The sequence below is a fragment of the Marinagarivorans algicola genome (assembly GCF_001292705.1).
Taxonomy (GTDB): domain Bacteria; phylum Pseudomonadota; class Gammaproteobacteria; order Pseudomonadales; family Cellvibrionaceae; genus Marinagarivorans; species Marinagarivorans algicola.
This window is the reverse complement of sequence record NZ_LGAK01000011.1, coordinates 109,203-127,373: the sequence shown is the minus strand read 5'-3', so window position 1 is coordinate 127,373 and position 18,171 is coordinate 109,203. Positions and strand designations below refer to the sequence as shown.

The 18,171-nt window shown below is 46.3% G+C and carries 17 protein-coding genes; 15 read left to right on the top strand and 2 right to left on the bottom strand.

Features of this window, described 5'->3' with window-relative positions; translation table 11 throughout:
- Window positions 1–69: 69 nt before the first annotated feature.
- The 13 genes from rpoE (at window position 70) to feoB (ending at window position 12,170) form a co-directional block, all read left to right on the top strand.
- Window positions 70–672 carry an RNA polymerase sigma factor RpoE gene (gene rpoE, locus AC438_RS05280; RefSeq protein WP_053980195.1) on the top strand — a complete coding sequence of 201 codons (603 nt, stop codon included), beginning with the start codon at window positions 70–72 and terminating at the stop codon, window positions 670–672.
- A gap of 271 nt (window positions 673–943) precedes the next feature.
- A complete protein-coding gene (locus AC438_RS05275) occupies window positions 944–1,699 on the top strand; it encodes a sigma-E factor negative regulatory protein (RefSeq protein ID WP_162230696.1) in 756 nt (251 codons plus the stop codon).
- A gap of 22 nt (window positions 1,700–1,721) precedes the next feature.
- Window positions 1,722–2,762, top strand: a complete 1,041-nt coding sequence (locus AC438_RS05270; protein WP_156317002.1) for a MucB/RseB C-terminal domain-containing protein — start codon at window positions 1,722–1,724, stop codon at window positions 2,760–2,762.
- Window positions 2,762–3,262, top strand: coding sequence for a SoxR reducing system RseC family protein (locus AC438_RS05265; protein ID WP_053980192.1), 501 nt, complete (start codon window positions 2,762–2,764; stop codon window positions 3,260–3,262). Before AC438_RS05270 ends, AC438_RS05265 begins: the two co-directional genes overlap by 1 nt.
- Before the next feature lie 129 nt (window positions 3,263–3,391).
- A complete protein-coding gene (lepA, locus tag AC438_RS05260; RefSeq protein ID WP_053980191.1) occupies window positions 3,392–5,191 on the top strand; it encodes a translation elongation factor 4 in 1,800 nt (599 codons plus the stop codon).
- Between the two features lie 94 nt (window positions 5,192–5,285).
- Window positions 5,286–6,083 (top strand): signal peptidase I, encoded by a 798-nt coding sequence (gene lepB / locus AC438_RS05255; protein ID WP_053980190.1) that lies wholly within the window; start codon window positions 5,286–5,288, stop codon window positions 6,081–6,083.
- A 42-nt stretch (window positions 6,084–6,125) separates the two neighbouring features.
- Entirely contained in the window at window positions 6,126–6,566 is a 441-nt protein-coding gene (locus AC438_RS05250) for a DUF4845 domain-containing protein (RefSeq protein WP_053980189.1), read from the top strand.
- On the top strand, window positions 6,553–7,242 hold the full coding sequence (rnc, locus tag AC438_RS05245; protein WP_238376326.1) for a ribonuclease III: 690 nt from the start codon (window positions 6,553–6,555) through the stop codon (window positions 7,240–7,242). Before AC438_RS05250 ends, rnc begins: the two co-directional genes overlap by 14 nt.
- 4 nt (window positions 7,243–7,246) lie before the next feature.
- Window positions 7,247–8,155 (top strand): GTPase Era, encoded by a 909-nt coding sequence (gene era / locus AC438_RS05240; RefSeq protein WP_053980187.1) that lies wholly within the window; start codon window positions 7,247–7,249, stop codon window positions 8,153–8,155.
- A 27-nt stretch (window positions 8,156–8,182) separates the two neighbouring features.
- Window positions 8,183–8,905 carry a DNA repair protein RecO gene (gene recO, locus AC438_RS05235; RefSeq protein ID WP_053980186.1) on the top strand — a complete coding sequence of 241 codons (723 nt, stop codon included), beginning with the start codon at window positions 8,183–8,185 and terminating at the stop codon, window positions 8,903–8,905.
- Window positions 8,906–8,967: 62 nt separating this feature from the next.
- On the top strand, window positions 8,968–9,711 hold the full coding sequence (locus AC438_RS05230) for a dienelactone hydrolase family protein (protein ID WP_238376325.1): 744 nt from the start codon (window positions 8,968–8,970) through the stop codon (window positions 9,709–9,711).
- Between the two features lie 160 nt (window positions 9,712–9,871).
- Complete coding sequence (locus AC438_RS05225) at window positions 9,872–10,102, top strand: FeoA family protein (protein WP_053980184.1); 231 nt, start codon at window positions 9,872–9,874, stop codon at window positions 10,100–10,102.
- Between the two features lies 1 nt (window position 10,103).
- On the top strand, window positions 10,104–12,170 hold the full coding sequence (gene feoB / locus AC438_RS05220; RefSeq protein WP_053980183.1) for a ferrous iron transport protein B: 2,067 nt from the start codon (window positions 10,104–10,106) through the stop codon (window positions 12,168–12,170).
- Window positions 12,171–12,266: 96 nt separating this feature from the next.
- Here the strand turns inward: feoB and AC438_RS05215 are convergent, their stop codons facing one another.
- Entirely contained in the window at window positions 12,267–13,043 is a 777-nt protein-coding gene (locus AC438_RS05215; protein ID WP_238376324.1) for a LuxR C-terminal-related transcriptional regulator, read from the bottom strand.
- Window positions 13,044–13,449: 406 nt separating this feature from the next.
- Here AC438_RS05215 and AC438_RS05210 point away from each other — a divergent pair, with 406 nt between their 5' ends.
- Window positions 13,450–14,796, top strand: a complete 1,347-nt coding sequence (locus tag AC438_RS05210) for an MFS transporter (RefSeq protein ID WP_238376323.1) — start codon at window positions 13,450–13,452, stop codon at window positions 14,794–14,796.
- A gap of 141 nt (window positions 14,797–14,937) precedes the next feature.
- Entirely contained in the window at window positions 14,938–15,594 is a 657-nt protein-coding gene (gene ssb, locus AC438_RS05205) for a single-stranded DNA-binding protein (RefSeq protein WP_053980182.1), read from the top strand.
- Window positions 15,595–16,122: 528 nt separating this feature from the next.
- Here the strand turns inward: ssb and AC438_RS05200 are convergent.
- Window positions 16,123–18,156, bottom strand: a complete 2,034-nt coding sequence (locus AC438_RS05200; protein WP_053980181.1) for a 2Fe-2S iron-sulfur cluster-binding protein — start codon at window positions 18,154–18,156, stop codon at window positions 16,123–16,125.
- Window positions 18,157–18,171: the final 15 nt, after the last annotated feature.

Below are 18,171 nucleotides of genomic sequence, written 5' to 3'. Positions count from 1 at the left end.
TGTTATACGTGGATAACGCCAAAAGGGCCTGTATATGATGATGAAAATAAAAATTTTAGGGAGTCGGTTATGACCGAAGCTTCCGCGTCGAGTGATCCAACTGAACCTTCAGCGGATGAACAGCTAGTGACGCGAGTACAACAAGGCGATAAAAGCGCTTTTGATTTATTGGTTTTAAAATATCAGTACAAAATACAGGCCATTATTAGTCGCTTTATTAAAGACTCAGCCGAGGTGCATGATGTTGCTCAGGAAACCTTTATTAAGGCCTATCGTGCACTGCCTAATTTTAGAGGCGATAGCCAGTTTTATACTTGGCTATACCGCATTGCTGTGAATACCAGCAAAAACCATTTGGTCTCGCGTGCGCGCAGGCCGCCAAGCTCTGATGTTGATGCCGAAGAGGCTGACTTCTATGCTGGCGCAGAAGCTCTACATGACAATAATAGCCCCGAAAGCCAAATGGCAACCGATCAACTCCAAGCTGCTATTTTTGAAGCGCTTGAAAAACTGCCTGACGACTTGCGCATGGCTATCACGTTGCGTGAAATGGATGGCATGAGCTATGACGAAATTGCTAGCGCCATGGAATGCCCGATTGGTACAGTGCGCTCGCGGATATTTCGCGCGCGCGAGGCCATTGATAAGCATATAGGGCCGTTGATTCGTTAAGTCGGCGGGCGAAATACAGCAGTTGTTGAACTTTATTATTAGATTGAGTCTTATTTTTAACGGATACCAATCTCTTTTGATGCTGCAATCATCAAATGCTCATTGTGCTAGCGGTCGGTGGTATGTGAGTGGTTTATTGTTATCAAAACCATTAGTCGCCAATTTGGTGATTATAAAATACGCAGTAAGGCTGATTGGCAAATTTAGCCAAAAGGTGAAGTGGGTTGTTAGGCTTACTTTTAAAGAATTATCTATTTTTCAGGGTCTGCATATGGCACCTATTACTACACATTACGCGGAACCTTCAGAGCAAACGCTTGAAGGTCTTTCTGCTTTAACCGATGGTGAAACGAGCGCTTTTGAAGGGCGTCGCTTGCTAAATATGGCAAATGATCCTGAACTTGAAGCTAAATGGCAAAGTTACCATCTAGCCGGTGCACTAATGCGTAAAGAGCTTGAAGGTGCACCATTAAAAGATTTAAGCGTGAGTATTGCTACTGCATTGGCTGACGAACCGGTTTTCAGTGCTTCTCTGAATCAGCCTGACGCTACCGAGTTGAGCGCCAGCATATCGAACCGAGTAGATCGCTCACATAGCACCGGCCGCTTAGGTAGCACCAATAGTTTACTTGGTGGTCGCTGGCGCGACTTTGCCGCGAAGTCGGCAATAGCTGCTTCGGTGGCTTTTGCCATTGTTGTTGGCGTGCAATACACCCAAACCGATGGCGTGGGTGACGTCAATACAGGCGAAGAGTTTGCCGTGCAGTCGGCACCTGTGGTTACGGCACCTTCTGGCTTTAACGTACCTAGCCCTGTTGCTCGCAATGTGAGTTTAGGTAGTCTGGCCGAGCCTCAGCGCGAGCTTCAATCAGCGCAGCCTTCTCAGCAGCAATTTTTGAGTAATGCGCAGGTCGAGGCTGAATTACAGCAGTTATTTTTAGAGCATGCTGAACTCAGTAGTCAAAATGGCAAATTTGGTTTAATGCCAATGGCGCGTGCTGCCAAAATGCAATCGGCCGAAAAATAACCCTTATTGCTTGGAGCTGCTTTTGCACTCGATAAAATGTTTATTGGGCATAACGCTCACTGTTGCGTTGTGGCCATCTATGTGCTGGGCGCAAGCGCAGGCATCGATGAATGCCTCATCGGTTGACAGCTCTAAGCCTTCTGCGTTAAGCCTAGCGGCCGTTGCGAGCAGCCATCGCAATGGCGCAGCAAACCCCGAACTCAAAAAAGCCGCCCCCATTAGCCCTCGCGCGCAGCTTATGCTAATGGCTGCAGCTATAGAGAACCAAAGTTACCAAGGAACTTTGACCTATGAATTTGGTGGCCCCCTCGAGACGCTAGCCTTCGAACACTTGGTGAGTCAGCAAGGTACCGAAGAGCGCATACGCCATTTGAGTGGTGAGCCGCGCAATTTTAGCCGATCATTGCCACAAAACCACTGCGGCAATGCTGCTGCGCGTTTGTTTATGCCTGCCGGTGGTACGCCTTTACAGTCTCTAAGCCGCTATTATCGTTTCAGCATGATTGGGCAAAATCGTATTGCCGATAGATCGGTCAATGTTATTCAAATTCAGCCCATCCATGAGGATCGCTACGGTTTTACTTTAGGGGTAGATCAGGCGTCTCATCTACCGCTTATGCTAACTATCACGGGGCGTCGTGGGCAGGTGCTTGAGCGCTTTCAGTTTGTTGAACTCAATTTAACTAAGCCTGATTTCGACGCGCCCAGCACGGTGCGCACTGCACAAAAGCTTCCCTTTACGCAGGCGCGCTGCCAAGCGCCTTTGACATTAAAAGGATGGCAGCCTAGCTGGTTACCAGCTGGATTTGTCGTCGCGAGCACTCATGCGCAAGCGAATGGGCATACTGTTATGAGCTTTACTGATGGCTTAGCATCTCTTTCGATTTTTGTGGCGCCAATTGCGCAAGTTACCGGCGCCGTTGGCGTTGTTAAGCGCGGTGCAACCGTTGCGGCGATGACTATGGCTGCTGCAGGCCAACAATCATTTAAAGTCTCTGTTGTAGGCGAGGTGCCGCCGGCTGTCGCGCGTCGCGTCGCCTCTTCTGTCGTGTATCAACCGTAATGGGCTCGCCTTCTGAGTATGAGGATGCGCACTGGATCACCGAGCGTGCACAAGTACTGGTGGTACAGGATGATGCGCTATGGGTTGCGGCCGATAAAACCAGTGCCTGCGGCAGCTGTAAAGCAAAATCAGGTTGCGGTACGTCTTTACTCGCTAAACTGGGTCGTGATCAGGTAGCTATTAGGGCTTTGTTACCGCAGTCTTTGCAAAGCAGTCACTTTGTCGCAGGTGATGAAATCGAGCTAGCGATTGATCGTACGGCCTTTGTTAAGGTAGCTTTGGTCATGTATGTACTGCCGCTACTGAGTTTGATGGCGGCAATAGCAGTGACCTTGGGGCAGCCTGAATACCAAGTGGCGATGGCGGCCTTTTTGGGCTTATTGACCGGTGGGTGGGTGGCTAGCCGAGTGTTAAAGCGTTGGCGGAATGATGAGCGTTTACAGCCGGTAGTACTGCGCAGAGCCTTAGTGGCGGGCGAGCATGTACTGCAGCTATCATAACTTGCGTGTTTACAATGGTATTCATAGCGCACAACGGGCAAATACGTTAGACTGCGCGCAAATTTTCGCCGCTATATTGCGTTATGCAAGTGGTAGCGCCCACCGTTCTTTTTGCAGGTTTTTATCTCAGTGACCGATCTTAGTCATATTCGAAATTTTTCCATTATTGCTCATATCGACCACGGTAAATCCACCTTGGCCGACCGTTTTATTCAGCATTGTGGCGGTTTGACCGCGCGTGAAATGAATTCTCAAGTGCTTGATAGCATGGATCTTGAGCGTGAGCGTGGTATTACCATTAAAGCCCAGAGTGTGACGCTGCACTATAAGGCGCGTGACGGTAAAACATATCAGCTCAACTTCATTGATACACCAGGCCATGTGGACTTCTCTTACGAGGTGTCTCGCTCGCTCGCCGCGTGCGAAGGGGCATTGCTTGTGGTTGATGCTGCGCAAGGCGTCGAGGCGCAATCTGTTGCGAACTGCTACACCGCGATAGAGCAAGATCTAGAAGTCATTCCAGTACTTAATAAAATGGATCTGCCACAGGCCAACCCCGAAGGTGTCGCCGAAGAAATTGAAAGTATTATTGGTATTGATGCAACCGATGCGGTGCGCTGCTCGGCTAAAAGCGGTTTAGGTATCGAAGATGTTCTTGAAGAAATTGTCAATAAAGTGCCAGCGCCGGTCGGCGACGTTGATGCGCCATTGCAAGCGCTGATTATTGATTCGTGGTTTGATAGCTATTTAGGTGTGGTTTCTTTGGTGCGAGTGATGCAGGGCACACTCAAAGTCAAAGATAAAATTATCACTAAAACAATTAACAAATCACAAATTGTGGATGCTGTAGGTGTTTTTAATCCTAAGCGTCACGAAACCAAAGCCTTACATGCGGGTGAAGTTGGGTTTGTGGTGGCTGGGGTGAAAGATATTTTGGGTGCGCCCGTTGGCGATACGATCACCCACGCTGCGACGCCTCATATTGATCAATTACCGGGGTTTAAAAAGGTTAAACCGCAGGTGTATGCTGGCCTGTTTCCTGTTAGCTCAGATGATTACGAAAATTTCCGTGATGCACTGTCTAAGCTGACGCTCAATGATGCCTCGTTGTTTTACGAGCCAGAAAGCTCAGATGCTTTAGGTTTTGGTTTTCGTTGTGGCTTTTTGGGAATGCTCCATATGGAGATTATTCAAGAGCGCTTAGAGCGCGAATACAACTTAGATTTGATTACTACCGCGCCGACGGTTATTTTTGAGGTTGAATGCATCAACGGTGAAATACGCTACGTTGATAACCCCTCAAAACTCCCCGAAATAGGCACAATTAGTGAGATGCGCGAGCCTATTGTGCAGGCCAATATTTTGGTGCCTCAAGAGTATTTAGGAAATGTCATTACTCTTTGTATTGAAAAGCGTGGCATGCAAAAAGATATTCAATATTTAGGCGCACAAGTACAGGTTGTTTACGAGCTACCGATGAACGAAGTAGTACTCGACTTTTTTGACCGCCTAAAGTCTGTAAGTCGCGGTTATGCCTCGCTCGACTATAGCTTTCAGCGCTTTCAGGCGGCTAATTTGGTGCGCTTAGATGTACTGATTAACGGTGAAAAAGTGGACGCGTTATCACTGATTGTGCATCGCGATCAATCACATCACAAAGGTCGTGGTTTGGCTGATAAAATGAAAGAGCTGATTCCGCGCCAAATGTTTGATGTTGCAATTCAGGCGGCTGTTGGCGGCCAGATTGTGGCGCGTACCACCGTTAAAGCGTTGCGTAAAAATGTGACAGCTAAATGTTATGGTGGCGATATTACACGTAAGAAAAAGCTCCTCGAAAAGCAGAAAGCGGGTAAAAAACGCATGAAGCAAGTCGGTAGCGTTGAGATACCGCAAGATGCCTTTTTAGCTGTACTTAAAGTGGATAACTAAACATTATCTCTAATTTTACACGCTGACTAACCCTATAAACCACTAATCACTACGTGCTCCATCAAACGTGAATAATAAAGTGAAGGAATAATTAATGGATATTGATCTGCCCTTAATATTGATGATTGCAGTTGCGTTGACAGGCGTTGTTTGGCTGCTCGATATTGTTGTTTTTTCACGTAAGCGCCGTGAAGAATCGGCCGAGCCTGCGATTGTCGAGTACTCTAAATCGTTTTTCCCCGTGTTGTTTTTGGTGTTCTTTTTACGCTCTTTTTTGGTGGAGCCGTTCCAAATTCCTTCTGGCTCGATGATTCCAACGCTGCAAGTAGGTGACTATATTGCGGTGAATAAGTTTGCTTATGGGGTACGTATGCCCGTTTTTCGCACCAAGCTCTTTAATGTCAGTGAGCCTGAGCGCGGTGATGCGGTGGTGTTTTTCCCGCCGAATGAAGAGCGTTATTTTATTAAGCGCTTGGTGGGCTTGCCAGGTGATAAAATACAAATCATTAACCACGAATTAGTGATTAATGGTGAAAAACAAATCTATACTGAGTTGACTGCGGAGGAGCTTGCTAAGGTGCCCGGTAGTGAGACCGAGCAGTTGTGCAGTTATCACGGCGATACTTATCAAGTGGTTAAAGAAACCCTTGGTGAAGCCACACATCTGATACAAAAATGCACATTACCGACCCGTGTAAGTGCGAGCGGTAGCTGGACAGTGCCTGCTGGGCATTACTTTATGATGGGTGATAATCGCGATAATAGTACAGACAGCCGGGTGTGGGGCATGGTGCCCGAGGCAAACTTAGTCGGTAAAGCGTTCGCTGTGTGGATGCATTGGCCCGAGCTGGCAAGTTTGCCCAGTTTTAGTCGCTCAGGGGCTATAGAATAATCATTAATCAATCATAAAATAACCCATTAACGGTGTGTGATTATGCGTAAAATAAAAAACATGACGACTGTAATTAAGGCCAAAAAGCAAGCAGGTTTTACCGCGGGTGGTGTGATTTTGGGCTTATTATTGGCTACATTGGCGGTAAAGGTCGCCTATGTTGTTGCCCCTCCTTATTATGATAATTATTTAGTCAAAAATGCATTAAAAGAAGTTGCGGAACGTCATGTTGATGATTTAAAAAATGTTCGTAAAAGTGAAATATCTTCTGAGTTGAGCAGTTTTTATACGCTGAATGGTGTGCGTAGTGATGTTATTACTAAAGCCCTTGAGGTCGATCGCTTTAAAGAGCGCACCATTATTAAAGTTGATTATGAAGTGCGCACTAATTTTGGTGGTAATGCCGACATTGTGTTGGTATTTAAAAACCACTTAGATTCCTCTAAACCCGATGAATGTTGTACCCCGAGTGAAAAATATTAATTTAGAACGACTACAAAGACAGCTTGGCTACGAGTTTGTTAATGTCGAGCTGTTAAATACAGCGTTAACACACCGCAGCTTTTGCGCAAAGCATAATGAGCGCTTAGAGTTCTTAGGTGATTCCATTCTTAATTTCACTATCGCAGAAGCTTTGTTTGAACAGTTTCCCAATGCACGTGAAGGTCAGCTAAGCCGCTTGCGCGCTTTAATGGTAAAAGGTGAGACTTTAGCCGAAATCGCCCGTGAGTTTAATATTGGCGACACTCTCAATTTAGGTGAGGGTGAGCTTAAAAGCGGTGGCTTTCGCAGGGCCTCTATTTTGGCTGATGCTGTTGAGGCAATTATTGGTGCGGTTTATTTTGATACCGCTATGAATATGGAGGCAGTTAAAGCGCTTATTCTTCGATGGTTTACAAGCCGACTAAAAAATATTCAATTAGAAACCACCAGTGCAAAAGATGCGAAATCTATTTTACAAGAGTGGCTACAAGGCCGTAAAAAAGACTTGCCAAGCTATGATATTGTTAAGGTAGAGGGTGATCTGCATGATCAAATATATACCGTTAGTTGCCGTGTACCGGTGACTCATGAGGTTACACAAGGCGCTGCAAGCAACCGTAAAACGGCCGAGAAAATTGCCGCTGAAGCCATGTTACAAAAATTAAAAATTGGGTAATTGTATGTCTGATATAGAGCCGCCACTACCCACTACGCAATGTGGATTCATCGCTATTGTTGGGCGCCCAAACGTGGGCAAGTCTACATTGCTCAATCATCTTGTTAAGCAAAAAATAAGTATCACCTCTCGCAAACCGCAAACGACGCGCACCAATGTTTTGGGTATTCGCACTCAAGATGATGTGCAGATGATTTTTGTGGACACTCCAGGCATGCATAATAGTCAAGACCGTGCCATTAACCGTTACATGAACCGGGTGGCATCTTCTGCAACACTGGATGTTGATGCTGTCATTTTTGTTGTGGAACGCGATCTCTGGACTGAGGAAGATACTATTGTTTTAGAGCGTTTAGCGCAGGCTAATTGCCCCGTTATTGTCGCGGTGAATAAAGTCGATAAGGTCGATGATAAATCGGCATTAATGCCGACATTTGCAGCTATTGCTGAGCGTTTAAATGCGGCTGAAATTATTCCTGTCTCGGCTTTAAAAGAGCAAAACTTGGACGTACTTGAGCACGAAATTGTCAAGCGTTTGCCACCGTGTGAGCATATCTTTCCTGAAGATCAAGTCACCGATAAAAGTATGCGCTTTATGGCCGCTGAAATTGTGCGTGAAAAAATTATTCGTCAGCTCGGTGCCGAACTGCCTTATCAGGTAGCTGTAGAAATAGAGGACTATGCCGATGAAGGCGATATTGTGCATATTAGTGCGGCTATTTTGACCGAGCGCGAAGGGCAAAAACGGATTATTATCGGTGATAAAGGTGATCGAATTAAAAAAATCGGTATCGATGCCCGTAAAGACTTAGAAGGCATGCTTGATGTTAAGGTGATGCTTAAGTTATGGGTGAAAGTGATGACCGGTTGGTCTGATAGTGCGCGTGCTTTGCGCAGCATTGGCTTAGATTAATGATATAAAGCAAAAGCCTATTGGATTATGCGTATTGACCTTCAGCCTGCTTATTTATTGCATTCGCGTAAAGTGAGTGATAGCCGGCTTATTGTCGATTTTATGACACGTGATTATGGCTTATTGTCGGCTATGGCTCGTGCTCCTACTAAAAAACAATCGCCTTTTGCGCTATTTAGACCCGTTGTTATTTCTTGGCTGGGCAATAAAGAACTTAAGACGCTGACCCATCACGAACTTGCAGCGGTGACTATGCCCGTGCTTCAGGGGCAGCCCCTGTTTTGTGGCTTTTATTTAAATGAGTTATTGATCCGCTTATTAAATAAAGGTGATGGCTCTACGAGTCTTTATGAGGCTTATCAATATGCTTTATTGCACCTGCCTAGCGCTGTATCTCCAGAACCGCTATTGCGATGTTTTGAACGGTTATTGCTGGATGAGGCCGGCTTTGCGATTGATTGGCACTGCGATATAACAGGTTGTGCTATTGAGCCGCATTATTGGTACCGGCTTAATCCCAGTGCCGGTTTTGAGTTAATTAACACTCAACCTTTATCTCAATGGTGTCTCGATAATCGGCCTCCGGCAAATACTTATGAGGGCGACAGTATATTAGCGTTAGCGTCTAATCAATATCACTGTGCGAGTGTACAGGTCGCTGCAAAGAATATTATGCGGTATTTACTTGCTTCGCGCTTAGGTGGGCGAGCGCTGAAAAGTCGTGAGCTATTTGCGTCATCATTGTTATGAGCATTATTTTTACCGGCGCTGTGTTCATGAATACTGTTTTGCCCGGGTTTTTTTAAGAGGTTATGATGATTACTACCAATGAATTTGTACAAATGGCCACACCAAGCGGCCCAATGCAGGCGCAAGTCTTTAGACCTTTAGTTGACGGGACCTTTCCTTGTATTATTTTTTACTCTGAAATTTTTCAGATTACAGCACCGATTGCACGCTCGGCTAATATATTGGCAGGCTTGGGTTTTGTCGTGGTTGTGCCGGAGGTGTTTCATGAGCTGAATCCTATGGGGACTGTTTTAGGCTATGACGACGCAGGTAAAGATAAAGGAAATAAAGATAAATGGGCCAAGCCGTTAGAGGATCATGACTATGATACTCAGGCAATTATTGATTTTGTGAGTCAGCAGCCTTACTGCACCGGTGCTGTTGGTGCGATGGGCGTGTGTATTGGTGGCCATTTGGCGTTTAGAGCGGCATTAAACCCCGCAATAAAAAGTGCTTTTTGCTTATACCCTACCGATATTCACAGCGATACATTACCTTGTGCTGAGGCCAATGATAGCTTGACTCGTGCGGGAGATATAGATGGTGAGGTGTACTTGGTGTTTGGCAAGCAAGACCCACATGTGCCTTTGGACGGACGCCAGAAATTATACCAGCATTTTCAGGCGGTGGGGTTGAACTACCACTGGCAGGAGGTCAATGCGCAGCATGCCTTTATGCGTGATGAGGGCGAGCGTTATGACTCTGCATTGGCGCTAGAAATGTATGCGAAAGCCCAGCAGTTTTTTCAGCGAACACTGATCAGCTAAGACTCTCTTAGCGGCAAATTCTAAAACCCCTACTGATTCAGCAGGGGTTTTTTTTGGGCACAAATATGATAATTGATAATACGAATGATTGTCAATTGAGTTTTTGTCAGCAAACGATCACACTCACTGTATCAATCAGCACAATAGATCGGAGTGGAGCATGAAGCGTTTAAACGAATTACTAACAGGAGAGCAAGGCACCGTCTGTCAACTGGAAGCGGCGAATGAGCTACTTGTACGGCAGTGTAAAACGCTGGGCTTGACCCCCGGGGCTGTCATTGAGGTGCTGCGTCAATCACGCGGCACCGGCCCCATGCAAATAAAGTGTGAAGGTGCTTTGTATGCTATTCGCTCGAGTGATGCGGCATTAATTTGTATTAAGGTTGCTTAGTATGGGTGATATAACAGCACAAATAGCTATTATCGGTAGCCCTAACTGTGGAAAAACCACTTTATTTAATCGGTTAACAGGTACTCATCAGCGAACAGGAAACTGGCCAGGGGTGACTGTTGAGCGCAAAGATGGTCGATTCAATCTGCCCGGCGGGCAAAAGGTAACGGCGGTTGATTTGCCGGGCGTTTATAGCTTACATGATGACATTCAGGGTGTAGAGGCCCGCGTCGCTCACCGGTATTTGCGTGAGCATAATCCGGCATTGGTTTTGGTGGTATTAGATGCAACGCGCTTGGGTCGACAGCTGAGTTTACTGCCCGATATTATTGCCACAGGTAAGCCTATTTTATTAGTTGTGAATATGCTTGATAGCGCCAAAGCGGAGGGTATCGATGTTGATACTGCTGCTTTAGCGCAAGGCACAGGCTTACCGGTTGTGGGAGTAGTGAGTTCAACTGGTGAAGGGGTTGCAGCGCTTAAAGTAAAAATTCAAGCATTGCTCGAGGCTTATCCTTTAGTGAGTGAGTCGTTCGATGCCACTGAGCTTGCCAAGCGTGTTTATCGGCCTACAGGCCAGATTAGCCGCACACAAAAAATCGATCGCTGGTTGCTGCACCCGTTTTATGCATTACCATTTTTTTTGCTAGTCATGTATATGCTCTTTACTTTGGCGGTTAATTTAGGGGCTGTTTTTATTGATTTTTTTGACATAGTACTTGGTAGTATTTTTGTGGAAGGTACGCGTTGGTTGGCGGTGAGTATAGGCTTACCGGCCGGCTTACAGGCGGTCTTGGCTGATGGGCTCGGCGGTGGTATTCAGCTGGTAGGCACGTTTATCCCGGTGATTGGATGCCTGTATTTGTGCATGTCAGCACTAGAGGATTCGGGCTATTTATCGCGTGCCGCTTTTGTGATTGATCGGATGATGGCAAAAATAGGTTTGCCAGGCCAAGCATTTATTCCATTGATTATTGGGTTTGGCTGCAATGTGCCGGCCGTAATGGCGGCGCGTGCTTTGGGGCAAGAAAGTGCACGCTTAACGACTATTTTTATTGCGCCTTTTATGTCCTGCGGGGCGCGACTGTCTGTTTATGTTTTTGTGGGTACGGCGTTTTTTCCTGCGCAGGCGCAAAATGCTATTTTTGCGTTGTATTTACTGGGTATTTTAGTGGCTATTGGCTCGGCGTGGTTATTGCGGCGCAAGCTATTTAAGGATATGGCTGCTGCGACTATCACCGAAATGCCTGCGTATCATCGCCCATTATTGCGCAATGTGTTGACGCAAACATGGCACCGTTTACACGCTTTTATTTGGCGTGCTGGTAAGCGTATTTTGATGGTGGTGTTGGTACTGAATGTGTTTGCTTCATGGGGAACCGATGGTAGCTGGGGCAACCAGGACAGTGAAAGCTCTATGTTATCGGCAACCGGTAAAGTGATGACGCCATTGTTTATTCCTCTGGGAGTCGGTGACAATAACTGGCCGGCAACCGTTGGGTTATTCACCGGTTTATTTGCAAAAGAAGTTGTTGTTGGCACACTCGATACACTCTATGCCCCTGTGGGTACGGATCAAGTGACGAGTGGTATCGTACCGGCGCCAGATGTGGGTGCAGATATCAAGGCAGGGCTATTCAGTATTGCGGCTAACTTAGCCGGTTTAAGTGGTGCTCTGCTAGACCCTTTAGGGCTTGGTGCTGTTGGGCAGGGCTCGGAGCATGATACGCCGGCGAGTTATACGGCTATGCTGAGTGTGTTTCCTTCGGCTTGGGGGGCGTTTTGTTATTTGGTGTTTATTTTATTGTATGCACCATGCGTAGCCACTATTGGTGTTATGCAAAAAGAGGCTGGCCATGTTTGGTTGGGTTTTTCTGTGGTGTGGAGCTTGTTGCTATCGTATTGGTTGGCTTCAAATTTATGGCATATCGGCCTGTTATTAAGCCGCCCTGAAGTGGCACTGGGTTGGATGATCGGCTCTAGTGCTGTTTTATTAATCGCTTATCGCTCGATTATGTTTTACATGCAGCGCGATTTAAAGCATAGAATCGCGGCCGTGAATATCTAATATTGGCTAATGTATGAGTGCACGCTTCAAAAAAGGCACCTTGGCTGATCAAGGGGCCTTTGAAGTCTGTTAAAGCTTTGGTTGAGCAGTGGCTGGTTAGATATTATCCATATCACGTACCCAATTGTTGGCTTCTAGACGGTTGCGCACACCAATTTTTTTGTACACGTTATAGAGGTGGCTTTTAACGGTGTGCTCGCTAACATCAAGTACTTTGGCAATGTCGGAGTTGGTGGCGCCATTTTTAATCAGTTTTAAGATTTGGCGCTCGCGCTTGGTGAGTTTAATTTCGAGCTTGCGCGAGCTTGGTGCGCGGCGGTTCTTTTGTAAAAAGTGATGGAGTAGGCGGCGGGGTACCCAGTATTCACCATCAAGCATACAGTTGAGCCCGCGAGTAAGCTGCTCCTGGTCGGTATCATCAAAGAATACGCCTACAATACAGGGCCAGTCTAAGAGCTCTTCGTGATCGCTTTTTTGTACGGCATTCATTAACACGACACGCAGGTCGGTTTTGTGGTTTTGGATGTTGCGCACAAGTTCTTGGAGGTCTTCTGCGGTACGGCCTTGGCAGTCGATAATAATCAGACTAACGTGGGTTAAATGCTTACTAAAAGTACTCTGAGTCACACAGGGTAATTTTGTTTGAGCACTAATTAAATTGGCAAGCAAGCCCGTTTGAAGACTATTAAGCGTCGAAAATAAAGTAATGCCCTCTTGCTCGACAACAGGGTCTTCTGGAGGGTGTGCCTCAGAGCTTTCTTTATCTAGAAGGGCTGTTGGCACTTTGATTTGTGGCGTAAGGTTGGCCTTTGTCAGGGGCTCCTTTGGTGCATTATTTTCTCTTTCGTTGACGCTAACTTCGTTAATGGTCACTATGTTTGCCTTGTTTCAGTCGCTCGCGAGTGCGCTTGGAGTGGCCATTCTGGTGTGGCTATGTGCTTTTCTTGTGAAGCAATGAATACCAAGCATTTTGCGCGGCATTGTAACTGAAAGCATAAGATGTAACCAGAGTTCACACCTCGCTATTGCCTATGAATACTCGATTTAGGTGTAAAGTGTGAGATAGATGCGTACGCTTTTGGTGAATTAGTGCATGGCAATTACATGCGTCTCTGGTCAATCCCTTCATTTCTGCAATGCACTTCATTGTGTAAATTGTTACGTCATTACTTTAGGCTGTGGCTTGAGGCTGCTAGAATCGCGCATCTTTTAGTCTAAAATTGCGAGCATCCAAGGTGCTTTACATTTAAGGGCTATTTCATCATTGTTGGAGTGTCGTGTGAGTAGTGCTAAACCGGTTTCTGAAATCCGTGTTGTAGGGGCTTTGGCTTTATTGTATGTATTTCGTATGCTTGGCCTGTTCATGGTGTTTCCTGTCATGATGCTATATGGCCGTGAATACGTGGGCCATACACCTTTTTTATTGGGTGCAGCATTGGGCATTTATGGTTTAACGCAGGCGGTGTTTCAAATACCGCTGGGGTTGTTATCAGATATTTTAGGGCGTAAGCCTGTTATTTTTTTGGGGCTTGTGGTCTTTGTTATTGGTAGCGTTGTTGCTGCTTATGCTGACAGCGTGTGGGGCTTAATGATTGGCCGTGCTTTGCAGGGTGCAGGTGCTATTGCAAGTGCGGTACTGGCGTTAGTGGGTGACTTGACTAGCGAGCAGAATCGCACACGTGCCATGGCTATGATTGGTGCTTCTATTGGCTTGTCTTTTGCGGTGGCTATGTTTGTTGGGCCAATGCTGGCAGCAGCAGGTGGTTTAAGTGCTATTTTTTGGGTGTCATCTGTATTGGCCGCTATTGGCATTGTGGTGTTGTTAAAGGCGGTGCCCAACCCCCCGAAGCACAGCATGCGCGGTGCGGAGGGCATTGCTGTGCCTGCGTTGTTTGGTCGAGCGTTTAAAAATATTCATTTATTGCGCTTAAACTTTGCAATTTTCATATTACATTTTGTCTTAACGGTAACATTTGTGGCTGCACCCTTGGTGCTTGAGGCGGCAGGCAAAGCCAATGACAGTCATTGGCACTATTATTTACCGGTGATGCTATTGGCTTTCGTCGCTATGGTGCCACTAATGTTTATGGCCGAGCGCAAACGCAAAGTCAAAGGTGTCATGTTATTGTCTATTGCGTTACTGACCGCGAGTTTGCTAGGACTGGCTGTTGGTGGAGGCTTGAATTGGCAGTGGTTGGCGGCAATATTTGTCTTTTTTACAGCATTTAATTTATTAGAAGCTACGCTGCCCTCTTGGCTGAGTAAACAAGCGCCAGCCGGTAGTAAAGGAACAGCCATGGGGGTTTACTCTACATGCCAATTTTTAGGGGCCTCTATGGGCGGCTTTGCTGGCGGTTATATTGTGCAACATTATGGCGTTAACGAAGTGTTCTTTTTGGCTGCGGCTAGTTGTGCTGTGTGGTTTGTAGTCGCATTATTTATGAAAGCGCCAGCTTATTTAACCTCGCTATGCATGCCTCAGCTTCAGCCGGTTTCTGCACCCGCGCTTATGGCGAGTGTGCCTGGCGTGGTAGAGTGTGCATGGGTAGCACAGCAGCAATTATTATATTTGAAAGTTAACGATAGCTTTGAGCAGCATACGCTAGATGCCTACCTTAAATCTTAATAACACTCAGTATCTGTTAATTGGTCAGGTGCACCTGTTAGTTGTCTAGGCGCACCTGTGATTGGGTCGTTATACGACAAAGCCGTAAAAGCATTTAAAGTATCCAAAGTATTATAAAGTATTTATCGAAGGGGAAAGACCGTGGCCAAAGGCATTAATAAAGTTATTTTAGTGGGGCACTTAGGACAAGATCCTGAGGTGCGCTACACACAGTCAGGTAGCGCAATTGCCAATGTGAGCATTGCAACAACCGAAAGCTGGACGGATAAACAATCTGGTCAGCGCCAAGACAGAACAGAGTGGCACCGAGTGGTGTTTTTTAATCGCTTGGGTGAAATTGTGGGCGAGTATTTACGTAAGGGTAGCCAAGTATATGTTGAGGGCTCTTTGCGTACGCGTAAATGGCAAGATCAAGCCGGCCAAGACCGCTACACCACCGAAATTGTGGCTAGCGAAATGCAAATGCTAGGTGGCCGTGGCGATAATGCTGGCCGTGGTGATAACGCGGGCGGTGCTGGTAACTACAATAACCAACCTGCCGCACAGCCGAATTATGGTGGGGCACCACAAAGTGGTTATCAGCAGCCTACAGGGCAAGCGCCTAACACGGGCCACCATAATGCTCAGCAGCCACATTATGGCTCGGCACCACAGGCAGCAGCACCTCAACCTGCGCCTCATCAGCCGATGCCGCCACAAGGAGCACCGCAAGCGCCTGCGCCCCGTCCAGCGCCTACACCCGCACCAGCCTCGGCACCGCCAAGTATGGATAGCTTTGATGACGATATTCCATTTTAACAAAACTGTTTTAATAAAGCCGCGAACAGTTTTAGGTACCATAGTAAGCCAACATAATCTTGCAGGGTTAGCCGGAAGAGAGGCGAGTATTTTGTCATATTAGGTAGGCGTCATGGGTAAGTGTAAGGTGATTTGATTTCTAAAATCACACAACCCAAAAAATTTACCGATAAAGATTTACCCATGGCAGGTATAGTAAACACTATTTGCAGTTTAATGCTTAGCATCAATAAACCTTAATGTATATTTATGACTGGCTTGCTTGCCACTATGAGTCTGCGACTGTGAGTATTTTTTAGGTTGCTGAGTGCACTTAATATTTCACGGTATTGATAAGAAGATGATGGAAAACCACGAAGCAAAATTAAAGCCGATTTTGGGTGTTGAGTCTACCGTTTTGCGCTAAACAATATCCACATCATCGACTTTTGCACAGCCATAATGTGGTGGTTTTTATCACATTGGCTTTCAAGGTGTTTATAGTGCGCTCCACCACTCAAAGGTCATGGTGTGAATGGCTATGTGCTATTAAAAATCAAGGCTGATGGTTGGCGTGCCGGCTGCAGGGCGCGCGCTGCAGGTTAATACGGCACCTTCTTCAGGTGTATAAGCGGTGGGTTTTGCATAACTCACAGCTCCTGCATTTATTTTGCAACTACAGGCACCGCAGTTACCTGTGCGGCAGCTGTACATGGGTTTTAACCCTTGTTTTTCGGCAAACTCTAATAGCGTGCCTTCCTTGGGTGTCCAGATGGCGGTGATATTGCTTTTAGCAAAATGTATTTCGGCGCGCTGCGCGGTTGGTGTGGCTTCGAGGTTGTTATCTTCAATCGAGCCTTCGCTAAAAAATTCATAAAAAATATTGGATTTAGCCACGCCTGTTGCGCTTAACCCTGTGTACAGTGAGCGCATAAAAGGCGCTGAGCCACATAAATAAAAATCAAAGTGATCAAAGGGCAAAATGTGTTTGAGTAAATCGACCGATATTCTGCCGGCGCTGTCGTAGTCTTGCCCCTGTTTATCGCTGGGTTTGGGTTGTGAATACACGGTGTGTACTTGCAGCCAAGCATGTTGTTTGGCCAATGTGCTAAGTTCATCGGCAAAGGCATGGCCGGCTGAGTGTTGCGTGCCGTGTACAAACCAAATCTTGCGTGGTTTGGCGCCTTGCTCTATGTCGCGAATTAAACCGTGCAACATGGCCAGCATGGGTGTAATACCCACACCGCCGGATAAAAGAACGATGGCGTGATCATTGTTGGCCAGTGTGAATTGCCCAGCTGGCTGGCCAACTTCAATGCTATCGCCAATGTTAAAGGTGTCGTGCAACATGCGCGATGCCAAGCCTTTTGCTTCGCGTTTAACCGAAATACGATAGGCATTTTTTTCAGGTGCGCGCGATAGCGTATAGCTGCGTAAAATGGCTGTGTCTGCACCCTCTTGCCAAATGCGAATGGGTAAAAACTGCCCGGGTGTATAAGTGCTTAGTGCTTGGCCATCAGCAGGGCTAAAATAAAAAGAACTGATATCTTGGCTTTCTTTAACTTTTTGAGTGAGTGTAAATTTACGGTACTGTGCCTGACCTTCGCTATTGTGCTCGGGTTGATTTTTTTGCCAAGTGCCTGTGTGTGTTAACGATGGCGACAGCTCTTGTAGATCGCCACGCATAGGTAAAAAATTGTCGATAAAAAGACTGCTGCGAATTTTGACTGACACAATACGCTCGGCACCTTCAAATTCAGCTGCGCTCTCGGCATCCCAAAGAATGTGTGCATCACCCGAAATAAATACCGCGTTACCCGTGGCATGATCTGGACAATATAAACCGACTCGCCCATCAGATTGAATGTTGCCTAAGGTATTAAAAAAACGGTTTCCGCTAAAATCGGGGAAGTATAAGGTGTCGCCTTCAATTTTAATAAAGCCAGGCTTACCACCGCGATGAGAAACATCAATACCACTGCGCTCATTGCTTGAAAATATCTGGGTTCTAGAGGCGATAAAAAAAGTATCTGTCGAGTCAATTAAATCTGTGCTGCGCGAGTCGAGTGCATGCATCAAGCAAAGATTTTTGCTATCGAAATAGGTATGGGGTTCATCAATCCAGGTCAATTCACGTTTTTGAATATACTGCGGGCAATTACCAAAACTCTGATCAACGCTAATTGAAAAGCCATTTGGGCTTATTGCTGCAATCATGCCATTCATACGATTGCGGCGACGTGTGTGTAACTCTATACCCAAAAAACCTATTTTTTGATTTTTGTTAAAATTGATTTTTAGTGTTTCTGCCAGCACCGGTGAGCTTGAAATATCCAGCGTTTTTGCATTGGGTGATTGAATAAAACCGGGCTGACCAAATAAAGGCATGGCCCAGGGGTAACCCTCGTGATCGGTAATACCAACCACCACCATGGGTAAATTCGAAAAAAATTCACGATGCTGATCAGGCATAGCGGGGCGAATAAACCCTTCGCTGTATTGTGCGACCATGTCAGCCACGCCTAAACGTTGCTGAACGGCAATTTCGCCAGTGTGAAACTGAGAAGACGGTAGCTGATTCATAGTCGTGTCCTGATC

Coding starts and splice junctions, on each gene's coding strand:
- rpoE (WP_053980195.1), top strand. CDS start 70: ATGACCGAAGCTTCCGCGTCGAGTGATCCAACTGAACCTTCAGCGGAT.
- AC438_RS05275 (WP_162230696.1), top strand. CDS start 944: ATGGCACCTATTACTACACATTACGCGGAACCTTCAGAGCAAACGCTT.
- AC438_RS05265 (WP_053980192.1), top strand. CDS start 2,762: ATGGGCTCGCCTTCTGAGTATGAGGATGCGCACTGGATCACCGAGCGT.
- lepB (WP_053980190.1), top strand. CDS start 5,286: ATGGATATTGATCTGCCCTTAATATTGATGATTGCAGTTGCGTTGACA.
- AC438_RS05250 (WP_053980189.1), top strand. CDS start 6,126: ATGCGTAAAATAAAAAACATGACGACTGTAATTAAGGCCAAAAAGCAA.
- era (WP_053980187.1), top strand. CDS start 7,247: ATGTCTGATATAGAGCCGCCACTACCCACTACGCAATGTGGATTCATC.
- recO (WP_053980186.1), top strand. CDS start 8,183: ATGCGTATTGACCTTCAGCCTGCTTATTTATTGCATTCGCGTAAAGTG.
- AC438_RS05230 (WP_238376325.1), top strand. CDS start 8,968: ATGATGATTACTACCAATGAATTTGTACAAATGGCCACACCAAGCGGC.
- AC438_RS05225 (WP_053980184.1), top strand. CDS start 9,872: ATGAAGCGTTTAAACGAATTACTAACAGGAGAGCAAGGCACCGTCTGT.
- feoB (WP_053980183.1), top strand. CDS start 10,104: ATGGGTGATATAACAGCACAAATAGCTATTATCGGTAGCCCTAACTGT.
- AC438_RS05200 (WP_053980181.1), bottom strand. CDS start 18,156: ATGAATCAGCTACCGTCTTCTCAGTTTCACACTGGCGAAATTGCCGTT.